The organism is Micromonospora sediminimaris (assembly GCF_016863575.1).
Classification (GTDB): Bacteria; Actinomycetota; Actinomycetes; order Mycobacteriales; family Micromonosporaceae; genus Micromonospora; species Micromonospora sediminimaris.
In genome coordinates this window covers 1-12,610 of the sequence record NZ_BOPD01000038.1, presented here as the reverse complement: position 1 = coordinate 12,610, position 12,610 = coordinate 1, and the positions used below count along the sequence as shown (strand labels likewise).

Annotated in this window: 12 protein-coding genes and 1 pseudogene; 6 read left to right on the top strand and 7 right to left on the bottom strand. The window is 69.9% G+C overall.

The annotated features are described in order from the left end of the window. Positions 1 to 66 precede the first annotated feature (66 nt). From Vse01_RS25170 to Vse01_RS25150, 5 genes are read left to right on the top strand one after another with little or no spacing between them, the layout of a single operon-like run. Complete coding sequence (locus tag Vse01_RS25170; protein WP_139233223.1) at positions 67 to 1,266, top strand: aminotransferase class III-fold pyridoxal phosphate-dependent enzyme; 1,200 nt, start codon at positions 67 to 69, stop codon at positions 1,264 to 1,266. Between the two features lie 14 nt (positions 1,267 to 1,280). After that, positions 1,281 to 1,550 carry an acyl carrier protein gene (locus Vse01_RS25165; protein WP_170863578.1) on the top strand — a complete coding sequence of 90 codons (270 nt, stop codon included), beginning with the start codon at positions 1,281 to 1,283 and terminating at the stop codon, positions 1,548 to 1,550. Further along, entirely contained in the window at positions 1,547 to 2,239 is a 693-nt protein-coding gene (locus Vse01_RS25160) for an RraA family protein (RefSeq protein WP_093409019.1), read from the top strand. The genes Vse01_RS25165 and Vse01_RS25160 overlap by 4 nt, the downstream gene beginning before the upstream one ends. 10 nt (positions 2,240 to 2,249) lie before the next feature. Further along, on the top strand, positions 2,250 to 3,431 hold the full coding sequence (locus tag Vse01_RS25155) for a cytochrome P450 (RefSeq protein WP_093409022.1): 1,182 nt from the start codon (positions 2,250 to 2,252) through the stop codon (positions 3,429 to 3,431). Further along, on the top strand, positions 3,428 to 4,600 hold the full coding sequence (locus tag Vse01_RS25150) for a class-II aminoacyl-tRNA synthetase family protein (RefSeq protein WP_139233224.1): 1,173 nt from the start codon (positions 3,428 to 3,430) through the stop codon (positions 4,598 to 4,600). The genes Vse01_RS25155 and Vse01_RS25150 overlap by 4 nt, the downstream gene beginning before the upstream one ends. A 49-nt stretch (positions 4,601 to 4,649) precedes the next feature. On the opposite strand, the gene Vse01_RS25145 is transcribed toward Vse01_RS25150, so the two are convergent. The 7 genes from Vse01_RS25145 to Vse01_RS25115 form a co-directional block, all read right to left on the bottom strand. Further along, positions 4,650 to 5,393 carry an alanyl-tRNA editing protein gene (locus Vse01_RS25145; protein WP_093409027.1) on the bottom strand — a complete coding sequence of 248 codons (744 nt, stop codon included), beginning with the start codon at positions 5,391 to 5,393 and terminating at the stop codon, positions 4,650 to 4,652. Positions 5,394 to 5,513: 120 nt separating this feature from the next. Beyond that, the gene (locus Vse01_RS25140) at positions 5,514 to 5,813 is read right to left on the bottom strand and encodes an AzlD domain-containing protein (protein ID WP_093409029.1); all 300 of its coding nucleotides are present in this window, start codon (positions 5,811 to 5,813) and stop codon (positions 5,514 to 5,516) included. Next, positions 5,813 to 6,520: an AzlC family ABC transporter permease gene (locus Vse01_RS25135; protein ID WP_093409032.1), complete on the bottom strand. Its 708-nt coding sequence runs from the start codon at positions 6,518 to 6,520 to the stop codon at positions 5,813 to 5,815. Before Vse01_RS25135 ends, Vse01_RS25140 begins: the two co-directional genes overlap by 1 nt. Then, positions 6,517 to 7,488, bottom strand: coding sequence for a GHMP family kinase ATP-binding protein (locus Vse01_RS25130; protein WP_093409034.1), 972 nt, complete (start codon positions 7,486 to 7,488; stop codon positions 6,517 to 6,519). The genes Vse01_RS25135 and Vse01_RS25130 overlap by 4 nt, the downstream gene beginning before the upstream one ends. Positions 7,489 to 7,580: 92 nt before the next feature. Beyond that, positions 7,581 to 8,291, bottom strand: coding sequence for a class I SAM-dependent methyltransferase (locus tag Vse01_RS25125; protein WP_093409037.1), 711 nt, complete (start codon positions 8,289 to 8,291; stop codon positions 7,581 to 7,583). Next, positions 8,288 to 10,135, bottom strand: coding sequence for an FAD/NAD(P)-binding protein (locus Vse01_RS25120; protein ID WP_093409039.1), 1,848 nt, complete (start codon positions 10,133 to 10,135; stop codon positions 8,288 to 8,290). Before Vse01_RS25120 ends, Vse01_RS25125 begins: the two co-directional genes overlap by 4 nt. Positions 10,136 to 10,758: 623 nt before the next feature. Beyond that, positions 10,759 to 11,688, bottom strand: coding sequence for a LysR family transcriptional regulator (locus Vse01_RS25115; protein ID WP_198413240.1), 930 nt, complete (start codon positions 11,686 to 11,688; stop codon positions 10,759 to 10,761). A 307-nt stretch (positions 11,689 to 11,995) separates the two neighbouring features. Here Vse01_RS25115 and Vse01_RS25110 point away from each other — a divergent pair. Continuing rightward, positions 11,996 to 12,610, top strand: a pseudogene (locus Vse01_RS25110) (hypothetical protein); the annotation flags it as partial.

The window sequence follows — 12,610 nt, the reverse complement described above, 5'->3', positions numbered from 1 at the left end:
GTCGCCGGCATCCACGCGTCGCCGCGTGCGCCTGCGTCCCGGGACCTCTCCGAGGAGTTTGAGCCTGTGAGCAACGCCGTACTGGACCGTGAGACCACCTCGTACCTCAGCCGCCTCGACGAAGGCGGCGTCCTACCAGGCCGGTATCTCCTCGTCGACGCCGAGAACGCGACGTTACGGTTGGCCGACCCGGCCGGGCGGATACGGTCCTGCACCGACTTCATGTCCGCGTTCGCCGCGGTCAACTTCGGCCATCGCAATCCGGCCATCGTGGAGGCGCTGCGACGACCGTCGGACCTCGCCGCTCCCTTCCAGACCGCCGACGCCGAACTGATCGCTCGTTGGCTGTGCCGCCGACTCGGTGGCACCGCCGACCGGCGGGTTCTGTTCCAGATCGGCGGCAGTTTCGCGGTCTCCACCGCGTTGGCCCTGGCCCGCCGGCACCGGCCCGGCCGGGTGCTGGGCGTACGCGGCGCCTTCCACGGCCTGGGCGTCGACGCAGCCGCCGTCACCACCGTCCAGCGGGAGTTCTCCCTTCAGGACACCGGATTCGTCGAGCTGCTCAACACCGAGGTCGGGCACCTCACTCCCGGCGAGGTCCCCGACGACTGGACCGACGTCTCCTGCGTCATCTACGAACCGGTGCAGGGCGCCAACGGTTACGTGCCGCTCGACGTGGACTGGCTGCGCCAGCTCTCCGAGTCGGCCCGCTCCGCCGGGGTGCTGCTGATCGCCGACGAGATCCAGTGCGGCTTCCACCGGCACGGGCCCTTCAGCCCGTCCGCCGTCGCCGGCCTCGACCCGGACGTGGTGTTGTTCAGCAAGTCACTGACCAACGGGATGTACCCGCTCTCCGCCGTGGTCTACAAACAACACCTGGAGCGGGACGCTGCCGCCGTCTACCTCGCGCACACCTTCCAGACCGGGACCATGGGCCCGGCCGCGGCGGTCGCGGTCGCGGCCTACCTCGACAGCAACGACGTCGCCGCGATGGCTGCCACCGTCGAGCGTCCGCTGCGGGATCTGGCCGACCGCCTCACCGCCGCCGGGCTCGCCGACGAGGTGCACGTCACCGGTCCGGCGCTGTCCTTCCGGCCGACCGCACGGACCAGCCGTGCGGTGGTGGCCGCCGCCTTCGAGGCGGGCGTCCTGGTGTTCGCCGGTGGCCGGCACGGCGAACGGATCCGGATCGCACCGCCGCTGACGGTGCCGGCTGATCAACTGCGCGGCGGCGTGGACACGCTGTGGAACGTACTCAACGGATGACCGGGAGGCAGCAGATGGAGCGAGAGCAGTTCTACCGTGAGGTTGTCGGGTTCCTGACCCGAACCGCGTCCGAGGCGGGCACCACCGCCCCGCCCGCCGACATAGACCCGGACGACAACCTGTTCGACCTCGGGCTGGTCAACTCCTTCTCGATGATCCGGATGATCGTCTTCGTCGAGGAGACCACCGGCGTGGCGGTCGATCTCGCCGACCACGAGCTGGAGACCTTCTACACCCTCCGCGGCCTGTACGACGTCGTCGCCGGAACGGAAGAACGGGTATGACCGTCACCGAGCAGCGGCCCACCGACGAGGAACACATCAACCGGATCCGCCGTCGCTTCGCGACCGTCGGCTGCGCCCAGCTCGCGGACGCCGCGCCCGAGTTCGTGGTGCCGCTGCACCTGCCGGCGGTGCCGCGCAACGGCCGGCCACGCGTCTGCGGGCCGGTCTTCCCGGTGGCCACGACCGACGACATGCTCCCGGCGTTGCAGGCACTGGCACAGACACCGCCCGGGCACGTGCTGTTCATTCACAACACCGTCACGCGCTCCGAGGCGATCGTCGGCGACATCTTCCTCACCTCCGCGGCGGTGCAACGGCTCGGCGGGATCGTGGTCGACGGCGCCGTACGCGACCTGACCGACCTCGCCGTCATCGACGTGCCGGTCTTCTCCACGCAGGTGACGTTCGTGTCGGCGCGCACCACCAGTCAGCGCGCCATCGACCTGCCGCAGACCGTCGAGGTGGCCGGCACCGCGGTTCGCCCCGGCGACTGGCTGTTCGGTGACCCGGACGGCTTCCTGCTGCTCCCCGCCGACCGCGTCGGCGCGGTGTTCGCCGCGGGCGCGGTCCTTCGCGACCGCGAGGAGGCACTGAAGAAGGCCATGCAGCACGACGGAAAGACCCTCGCCGACCTGACCCACCTGGACGACTTCCTGGACGGCACCGGCGACCTGGGCTTCACACCCTGAGGAGGGTTCCATGCCGACGGTCGATCTGACCGCCGGGCCGGCCGGTGAGCTGAACTTCGCCGACCCGGTCTTCCAGACCAACCCCTGGCCGCTGTACGACTGGCACCGCGAGCACCAACCCGTGTCGTACGTCCCCGCCCTGGAGTCGTACTTCGTGGTCGGGTACGACCTGGTCCGCCGGGTCGTCACCTCGCCGGACTTCACCGTCTACCACCCGTTCCGCACCAGCCGACGGGCCTTCGGGCCGTCCATGCTCGACCAGGAAGGATCGGCGCACACCCGGGCTCGGGCGGCCACGGCCGGGGTCCTGCGCCCCCGGAAGGTGGCCGCGTTCGCCCGCGACATCATCGCTCCACTGGCCGCGGCGATGCTTGACGACCTGCTGGCCGACGCCCGCCCGGACCTGGCCGACCGGCTGGCCACCGCGTTGCCGATGCGGGTCGTGTGCCGCTTCATGGGGCTGCCCGACGGGGACGCCGAGTGGCTGCACGAGGCCATGCGGCCGCTCGTCGAATACGTCGACCACGCGCCGGTTCCGCTGGCGGCAGTGGTGCAGCGGCGGCGGGAACTCGCCGCGTACTTCCGCAGCCGGATCGCCGCCGGCACGGATGACGGAGGCATCCTTGCCGTCCTCGCCGCCGACGAGGTGCTGACGGAGGCGGACGTCGTCAACAACGCGATCCTGCTGCTGGCCGCGGGCACCGAGACGACCGCAGCGGCGATCAGCAATCTGTTCGCCCGGCTGGCCGCGGATCCCGCGCTGTACGCGGGGGTCGCCGCCGACCCGACGCTGATCCCGGCGGTCGTCGCCGAGACGCTGCGGCACGAGCCACCACTGCACGTGACGCTGCGGTTCGCGGCTGCCGACGTCGAGTTGGCCGGCGTACCGATTCCACGGGCCACTCCGGTCCAGGTCTGCCTGGCCGCCGCCAACCGGGACCCGGCAATCTATCCGGACCCGCACCGGTTCGATCACACCCGCCGGGACCGACCGTCTCTCGCCTTCGGCGCCGGCCGGCACGTCTGCCTCGGCATGGGTCTCGCCCAGACCGAGCTGGAAGTCGTGCTGGAGGCGTTGGTCGAGCGGGTGGCCGAGGTGCACCCGCTCGGTCCCGTCCCGCCGGTACGCGGGCGGGGCTTCCGCGCCGCCAGCGGCCTGCGCCTGGACTGCCGGCCCCGGAGTCGACGTTGAGCGCCCCGATCGTGACGCCGGCACCGAGGGTGTGGCAGGCCGACGTCCGCCTCACGCCGGACGGCCGGCGGTGTTTCGACGATCTGCTCCCCTACTGCCTGGACGAGGCATGGTCATGGGAATGTGATCACGCCGACCAGCTCACAGTGGTCTACCACGTCGACGACAACGCGGCAGAGAAGATCGGTCAGCGACTGACCGAGGCCCTGGAGCGGGCCCGCGTCGTGCCGGACCGGCAGGCCCGGATCGTGTACGACTCCTGGTCCGCCGACGTGGCGCCGGTCACCGGCGCCGAGGGCCGCCCGGATCGCGTCGCCGTCGGGCCCGGCCTGGCCGTGCACGGTCCAGGCCCGGCCCGGCTCGTCCGCGCCCTGGACGGGCTGTTTCTCCGCCTGGCCCGGGGCTGGGGTGCCGACGAGTACCTGGTCCCCCACCTGGTCGCCTGGGAGACCATCGAGCGGGCCGGTTACGCCCGCACCTTCCCGCAGCACCTGACCACCTGCGCGGTGGTGGCCTCCGACCTGCCGGCGCTGGACCGCTTCGCCCGGGCCCGCACCGCCGCCGACCGCCGTGCCGAGCTGCGGGAGGCGCCGGTGGCCGTGGCGCCGACCGTGTGCCTGCACCTGTTCGCCGCGCTCAGCGGCACCCGGCTCACCGAGCCGCTGATCGCCACCGCCCGTCAGTCGTGCGGTCGGTACGAGGCCGGCACCACGGACGAGGTCACCCGGCTCTGGTCCTTCGACATGCGCGAGGTGATCTACGTGGGTGACCGGGCCGGTGCCCGCCGGTTCCGCGACCGGGCACTCACCGATCTCACCGAGGTGGTCCGGGAACTGGGGCTGCCGGCACGGATCGGCTCGGCCAACGACCCGTTCTTCACCGACAGCCGTGCCGACCTCGCCAGCTACCAGAGCACCTGGGATCTCAAGCAGGAGGTGTGCGGACGGATGGCGGGCAGCGGAGCCGCGGTCGCGGTCAGCTCGGTCAACCTGCACCAGCAGCACTTCGGTCAGGGCTTCGCGATGACCGAAGCCACCGGAGCGACGGCGTCGTCGGCGTGTGTCGGCTTCGGCATGGACCGCTGGCTGCACTGGATCCACGGCTACCTCGGCGACGACCCGCAGCAGTGGCCCGCGATCCTGCGGCGCGAACTGCCCGACGCCCGCTGACCGGTGTGCGGCCGGGCCGGTGGTGACGACACCGGCCCAGCCCCGCAGGTCAGGAACTCAGTTTGATCCGGACCCGCCGGTTCTGCCGACCCTTGCTCTCGACCTTGGTGACGGTCACCCGGCCGATCTGACCGGTCGACGCCACGTGAGTGCCCCCGTCGGCCTGCACATCGAGCCCGACAATGTCCACCACCCGCACCTCGGGCAGCTCCGGCGGTGCCTTGAACTGGGTCCGTACCAGGTCGGGCGTTGCGTTCGCCTCTTCCCGGGAGAGCATCCGCACCACGATCTTGCGGTCCGCGGCGATCTCGGCGTTCACCGCATCCTCCAGGCTCTGTTTGAAGCCCGGCGGGATCTCCGGCAGGTTGAAGTCCATCCGGGCCTCGCCGGGCTCCATGTTGCTGCCGGTCACCAGCACGTTGAAGTCGCGGAAGACGGTGCCACAGAGCACGTGCAGGCCCGAGTGCGTACGCATCAGCGAGCTACGGCGGTCGTCGTCGATCGCACCGGTCACCGTGGTGCCGACCGGGGGCACCGGGTCCCCCGGCGCGGGCAACAGGTAGAGGTCGTCGCCCTTGCGGGTGCCGACGATCCGCGTCTGCACACCCTGCCAGATCAGCACGCCGTGGTCCGGCGGCTGACCGCCACCGCCAGGGTAGAACGCGGACCGGTCCAGCACGATGCCCTGGTCGGGATCCGCCGGATCCGACCACAGGACCGTGCAGTCCCATTCGCGAAGTGTGACGTCTGCCCAGTCCAGCCGTTGGGTCCGGCCGTGGTGATCAATACCCATAGGTTGATGGGGAGGGCGACCCTCGACGGCTCGCCACTCCGTCCCCCTTCAGCGCTCGTGTGGTCATCTGCACCACGATTATTCGTGCAGTGGACATCGAGGACAAACACCCCGGTGGCGCTAAGTGATCAGACGCAGCATGGCGGCGGTACCGGCGCCGAGGGCGACAACCAGCAGGAACGGTGCCCGCAGCAACGCCGCCACCAAGGCGACGGCGAAGCCGGCGGCGCGCGCGTCGAGCACCAGATCGTGGCCGGTGGCGAAGGTCTGCACCGCGACCAGGGCGGCCAGCAGCGCCACCGGAAGCAACGCCGACGCCTCCTGCACCTGCGGCTGCTCCAACACCGACTTGGGTACGCAGAGCCCGACGAGCTTGAGCAGGTACACCCCGAGGGTGCCCAGCAGGACCGCCGTCCACATCAGCGGTCACCCGCCCGGCGAGCAGTAAACGCCGCGACGATGGCGGTCAGCCCGGCCACCAGCACCGGTATCCCGGCCGGCAACAGCGGCACCATGATCAGCGCGATGACCGCAGCGGCGACGGCGAGTGCCCACAGCCGTCGGCCGCGCAGTCGCGGCAGCAGCAGGGCGACGAACGCGGCCGGTGCGGCCACGTCGAGCCCGAGTGCTTCCGGGTCGGGCAGCACGTGTGCGCCGAGCGCACCGGCCAGCGTGGCGATGTTCCAGAGGACGAAAACGGAGATCCCGGTGGCCCAGAACGCCAGACGCGCCTCGCGCGGGTCGCTGCGGGCCGTCGCCATCGCCGAACTCTCGTCGAGCACCAGGTGCGCGCCGACCAGGCGCCGCGCCCCGTGAAGCCGCAGCAGCGACGCGAGGTTCAGGCCGTAGAGGCTGTTGCGCACCCCCAGCAGGGTGGCGGTGGCCGCGCCGGTCAGCGCGCCACCGCCGGCGCCCATCACCCCGATCACGGCGAACTGCGACGCGCCGGAGAACATCAGCAGCGACAGCGCTGAGGTCTGTGCGACGGAGAAGCCGGCCAGTACCGACAGTGCGCCGAAGGAGAGCCCGAGCGCACCGACGGCCACGCCCACCCCGACCGCGTCGCGGAGGACAGCGGTACGCGCCCGCGACCAACTCCGATCCGCGATCGTGTCTGTCGTACTCACGTCGGCGTCCCTTCACGTACCTGCTCGCGCAGCTCGGTCAGCCCTTCACCGCACCGGCTCGCGGGCCCGGCAGTGGCGGGCCCGGTCGGATAGTCGGCGGCGCCGAGGGTTCGGAAAACCCGCACCTTACCCGGCAGGTCGGCGCAGCGGGCGAGGGCGGCGGCGGTCCGCTCCTCGCCCTCTCGATGTTCGCCGAGCAGGATACCGAGGTAGGTCCCGCTGTGCGCGATCGCCAACCCCAGGCCGCCGAGCTCACGACACACCTGACGCAGCTGCGCGAAGTCAGCACGGGGATGCCGGTGCACGTGCAACTCGGCGCTGCGGGTGGCGATCCGGCCGACCGTGATCAGGTCACCGGCCCGCACGGCGGTGGCCATCTCGGCCAGCAGCGCGCGGTACTCGTGGCGGACCCGCATCGGGGGGAGGACGGTCGACCGGTTGAACCGGATCGTGTCGACCATGCCGCCGAGGTCGTGCGCCACGATGGTCAGCGGCGGCAGGAAGCCGAGCTTCTCCCGCAGCCGTACCTCTCGATGGTGGTAGCTGACGATGCCCGGATACATCACCCCGTCGGAGGGCTCCACATCACGCAGGAAACCCTCGATCGCCGCGGCGTCCAGAGAGATGCCGATGGCATCGGCGATCGCCCGGGCGGTGGCGACCAGGTCCGCCGAGGAACTGGCCAGGCCCTTGCCCTCCGGCAACGCGCCACCGAGTTCCACCACGCCGCCGCCGGATATCCCGTACGTCCGCAGCAGGCGCATCGCCAGCCGGCGGGCCTTGGTCTTGTGCGCCGGCCGCACCTCGACCTCCGGCCGGTCCGGAAGATAGTGGAATGCCGCGTGCGCCCAGCCGGCTATCGGGAGGGTCACCAGGAAGTGGCGCTCGTCCTCCGGCAGGACCCCCTGCAGCAGTTCCCCGAACGTGCCGTTGGCTGTCCCGAAGCCCGTTACCTTCCGCAGATACATCGAGTCCCCGTTGGTGGTGTCAATTTCGGTGGGATGAAGAATGCGCGGCCGGTCGCCGCCGGCAAGGGCGGCGCCGACCCGCTAGCGACCCGTCACCGCCTGGTCCGCTTCCGAATGGTGAAGGCGAGGCTCTCGTGCTCGTGGAACCAGGGCCGGTAGCCGGCATGCGGCGGCTCCGTCCAGCGCAGCAGTTCCACCCCGGCGACCTCCTCGCTGACGCCGCCGGCCTCCAGATAAGCCGCCAGATCGTCCCGGTCGTAGAACTTGCAGTAGAAGCCGGCGTGGTCGAGGTACTCCTTGGGCCCGGTCTCGACCATGCCGGGGTCGGTGACCTGGCAGTCGTTCATGGTCCACATGTTCGCGACGATGTGACCACCGGGCCGGCAGATCCGGTACAGCTCCTGAAGCGCCTTGACCGGCTCGGTGAGGTGACCCAGCAGATCCCAGCAGAAGATGCCGTCCACGGCGTCGTCGGGCAGACCGGTGGCGAAGACGTCCACCGCGCGGAGGACGACATTGTCCGCGTTCGCCTTGGCGATCACCCGACGGGCGAGGCCCATCGCGTTGACGGAGGTGTCGCCACCGATCACCACCGTCGCAGCCTGCGCCAACGGAGACAGGTTCCGTCCGTCGCCACAGGGGAGGTCCAGCACGACCATCGCGTCGTGGTCGGCGAAGAGCTTCGCGGCGTTCACCACGTACGGCACCGGCGGATCACCCCAGAGGTTGGGGTGCCCGTCGAGCTGATACGCCTCGTTCCACTGGTGCTTGGCAGCCTCGTCGGCCTCGGCCAGGGTACTCATGACTGCGGTCCTTTCTGCTTGTGGAACATCTCCGCGACGCAGCGGTGCGCGTCGACGAAAGCGCGGGAGTATCCCGGGGTGGGGATCAGGTGGTTGTAGAAGGTGGGGCCCTCACACAGCGGCCCGATCAACCAGAGCCGCGGATCGCTGCCGTCCTCACCCACCGGATGCAGGTTCGCGTCCACGTCGGCGGCGTGTACCGCGGCGCTGCCGGGCGCGTGCCGCCGGAGGCGTCCTCGCCGGTACAACGAGCGCACCAGCGGGCTGGCCGAGGAGTGCACGGTGGGCCAGGGGGAACTGCCGGCGCAGAGCCAGTCCGCGTGTTCGCGGTGCACCATGGCCAGGCGGGTGGAGGTCAGCTCCCAGCGACCGGCGCCGGGGTTGAAGGCGGCGCGCGGCGCGGGCCCCAGCGGGAACCGGATCAGGCCGGCCTCCGCCAGGGTGACCAACTCGTGGTGGCGATCCTTCTGTGGGCCGACGACGGCGCGGTTCATCAGGGGCACCACCTGCCCGAAGAAATGCTCCCGGGAGCCCGGGGCGAGCCCCTGGGCCGCGACCGCGTCGCGTAGGAAGTCCCGGACGTCGCGGATCGCCTCCAGGGCGGCCTTGACCGGACTGCCCAGCACCCCCCGGTCGGCCTCGTCGAGGTCAGCCCGGATGGTGGCCAGCAGCCAACGCTGGTAGCTGTCGCTGTCCTCCATGCGCACGGCCGCTGACCCGTCCCAGAGTTCGGCGGGGTCTATCCCACCGTGCAACCGGTCGAGCGAGTCCACCGCGGCGACCAGCTTGCCGTCACCCGCAGCTTCGGCCAGACCGGCGGCCAACTGCTCCTGCGCGTCCGGCCCGTCCCGGAGCAGGGTGCGGCACCTGTGGTACGCGACCCGCATCTCGATCATCAGTAGCGGCAGGATCGCGCGGTCGAAGTCGATCGGCCCGGCGTCGCGCAGTCGGCGTACCGCGGCCCGGGTGAGCGCGATCGGCGGGAAGGCGGTGGCGATTTCCGCCCGGTCCGGCCGGGCCCGGAAGGGCACGCCGGACCGGGAGTACAGCAGTATTCGTGGTTCGGCGCCGCTCGGCCGGTACCGCAGCGCGCCGCCCTGCCGCTCGAACCTCCCGCCGCGTCCGACCGTGAGGCTCGCGATGACGTCCATGGCCGACAGTCCGAAGCCGGCGACGGCGACGGTCTCCCCCGCGCCGATCACGTCGAGCCGCCGGGGCAGCGGGTACGGATCGGTGATCCGACGGTCCGCCCCGGCGTCCCCGGCACCCTCCGGCGGCGGCTCGTTGCCCGTGTGTCCGATCGTCAGGAACGCGTAGTCGGTGCGGACGTGGGAGCCGTCCGCCAAGGTGATTGTCACACCACCGCGCTGGTCGGAGTCGAGGTCGACGGCGGCCGAACGGTGCACCGTCACCCGCATACCATCGGGAACGCCACCGCGTACCTGCTCGAAGAACCAGCGCAGGTATTCGCCGAGGACGCGTCGGGGAAGGAAATCGGTGGGCCGGACCGGACGGCCGGCAGGCCCGAGAGTGTGCCCGTCCTCGGCCAGCCGGAGGCCGCGATCGGTCACCCAGCTGTGCAGATCCGGGCCGACCGGCCCGCAGTACGACCCGACCGACTCCTCGTCGGGATACATGGAGATCTCACCGCAGAGCGTATTGAGCAGCAGGTAATCCGGCTGGTCGGTGCCATGCAGTCCCTGGCCGCCGGAGAGCGGGTCGATGATCTCCACTCGGGTGGGCGCACCGGGCACCCCGAGCCGGGCGAGCGCGACGATACGCTCGAAGACGCTGCATCCTCTCGATCCCAGACCGACAATTGCCACCGCATACTCGGACGGCATCCGATACTTCCCCCGTGACACGAAACGAACGAGACGCCACCACCGCGGCGTTCAGAAAGGACTCGCCGCAGCCCCATTCACGGACGGCGAGAATTCCGGATGAACATTAGGTTCACTCCGGCGGGGCGACCCCAACGTGCCCCGACCTCTCTGCTGACCAGCAGAATCCACCATCAAGTGGACGTAGAAATGTGTCCAGCGAATCCTATGTCGACGTGACGGCGATCCGTCAATAGTTATCCACATGTTGGACGCGGTCCATCGTGGCGCGTACAGAGACAGTGCACATGCGCATTTGCATTCGCGGTGCGGCACACATTACCGGCCTGGATCCGGGCCTGTCAATCCCCGTAAATCATGGGTGGGCCGTTATACGGACATACCCCGAGTGCGGTCTTTGATCATTGGCAGTAGGCCAGGGATGTACCTCATGGTGCGGCCGCCTCCGGGTCGAGTCCCCGGGCCGCCCCGCGGGCAACCCCATCTCAGGATGGGCGACGGATGTCGATCGCGGAGCAGCCAACGCCCATCCCCCGCCATGATAGGCAACCAAACGCTGGCCCATCACGGCGCTGGGCGGTCGCGTCGTGAGGCCCGAAGACCTCGACCCGGACCCGCTCAGATCAGGGTTGGGGACCGGCCGAGCCATCGGCGTGCGGCTTCGGGTTGTCGAGCCCGTAGGTCCTGCGCTGCAACACCGCACGCGCCGCCTGCAACAGCGCGGCCAACAGAGGATGATCGGAATCGGGAAGCCACGCCAGGGCCGCGGTGGAGGGCGCAAGATCGACGACGTCGACGTAGGCGACGCCGCGCCGGGAGTAGTCCCGACGGGCCTCGGCAGGCAGAAAGGCGATGGCCTGGCCACGGGCGACAGCCGACAGCAACGCGTCCATGTCACCAGCGACAGGCCCGTAGCGGACCGCTCTGCCGTCCGGACGAGGGTTGACCGTCCAGAAGTCCCACCATTCGCGCAACTCGGGAACGGGAACATCGACCATCAGGTGGTCGCAGAGATCGGCGAGCGCCAGCGGTGCCCTGCCCACCAGTGGATCATCGGCGGGAAGGCAGGCGATTCGCGGCTCGCTCGACAGGTGCATGCTCCGGAAACCGGACGGCAGCGGCGGGCGCAGGAACGCGGCGTCGATCTCTCCGCGTGGCAACGCGTAGACCTGTTCGACGAAGTTGACCGAGCGGATCTCGACGTCGATGCCCGGGTGCCGGGCGGCCAACTCGGCGAGGATGTCGATGACGTAGGGCATGAAAGCCTCCCCACCGATGGCACCGATCCTCAGGCTGCCCTGGAACCGCCGGGCATGCACAGCGGCGACCGCCTGGAGGTCGGTCATCGCCGCAACGAGGCGGCGGGCCTCCGGCACCAGGGCGCGGCCCGCATCGGTGAGGTCGATCTGGCGGGAGGAGCGCTGCACCAGGTCGACGCCGAGCCGATCCTCCAGCGCCCGGATCTGCTGGCTGAGCGTGGGTTGCGCGAGAAAGGCCCGCTGAGCAGCCCGACCGAAGTGAAGCTCCTCGGCGAGAATGAGAAACAGTCGCATCTGACGCAGGCTCGGCTCCAGGCGCCCTCGCTCCGGAACATGTCGCACCATAGCCGGAACGCTATCAATAGGCCGCAGAAGCTAATCACGTGATCGTTGATCTATCCCCGTGCCGCCGGTCAGGATTGGGCTGCGGACGTTCCATCCAGGACAGCGGTGAGATCACGTCGCCGGGTCAGCCGCATCGCCAGCAGGCACTACCTCAAGGGGACGTGCTCCCTGCTGCCGATGCTCACCCGCTGATCGTGTTGCCGGGCCCGACGGATGAATGGTCGTTGTCAATCCTTTTACTCACCTGGAGATCCCTGTGAGACAGCTCTTCTGCCCGAGGCGGGCAGGCATCGCGGTCACGGTCATCGCACTCGCGCTGAGCGCCCAGGCACCAGCAGTGGCCGCCCCGTCGGACGAAAGCCCCGAATCCGTGGCTCTTGCCTATCCCACCTCACCCTGCGACCCGAGCGGCCCGACCTCTGCCGACGCCGCACTCGCCGCTCAGTTGAACAGTCAGCTGCAGGCGAAGATGCGCGGATACATGACCGCCTATCGGGTGTCGTGCGCGCGCATGGTGACAAAGGCCGTACGGGATCGGGGCCTGGAGGTGCGCGCCGCGGCGATCGCCATCACCACCACGATCGTCGAGACGAGCATCCAGAACATCAACATCGAGGTCGACCATGACAGCCTGGGCCTGTTCCAGCAGCGTGCGTCGTGGGGCAGTCGCGCGCAACGGCTCGACCCGACATGGGCGACAAATGCGTTCCTCAACAAGATGCTGAGCTCATTCCCGAACGGCTCCTGGAAGACCGCCCCGATCGGTCAGGTCTGCCAGACTGTCCAGGTATCCGCCTACCCCGACCGATACGCGGTCGAAGCCGGCGACGGCGTCAAGATCGCTAACGCGTTGTGGTCCCTTTTGGACCTA

Coding starts and splice junctions, on each gene's coding strand:
- Vse01_RS25145 (WP_093409027.1), bottom strand. CDS start 5,393: ATGGGTATTGATCACCACGGCCGGACCCAACGGCTGGACTGGGCAGAC.
- Vse01_RS25140 (WP_093409029.1), bottom strand. CDS start 5,813: ATGTGGACGGCGGTCCTGCTGGGCACCCTCGGGGTGTACCTGCTCAAG.
- Vse01_RS25165 (WP_170863578.1), top strand. CDS start 1,281: ATGGAGCGAGAGCAGTTCTACCGTGAGGTTGTCGGGTTCCTGACCCGA.
- Vse01_RS25125 (WP_093409037.1), bottom strand. CDS start 8,291: ATGAGTACCCTGGCCGAGGCCGACGAGGCTGCCAAGCACCAGTGGAAC.
- Vse01_RS25155 (WP_093409022.1), top strand. CDS start 2,250: ATGCCGACGGTCGATCTGACCGCCGGGCCGGCCGGTGAGCTGAACTTC.
- Vse01_RS25120 (WP_093409039.1), bottom strand. CDS start 10,135: ATGCCGTCCGAGTATGCGGTGGCAATTGTCGGTCTGGGATCGAGAGGA.
- Vse01_RS25130 (WP_093409034.1), bottom strand. CDS start 7,488: ATGTATCTGCGGAAGGTAACGGGCTTCGGGACAGCCAACGGCACGTTC.
- Vse01_RS25160 (WP_093409019.1), top strand. CDS start 1,547: ATGACCGTCACCGAGCAGCGGCCCACCGACGAGGAACACATCAACCGG.
- Vse01_RS25115 (WP_198413240.1), bottom strand. CDS start 11,688: ATGCGACTGTTTCTCATTCTCGCCGAGGAGCTTCACTTCGGTCGGGCT.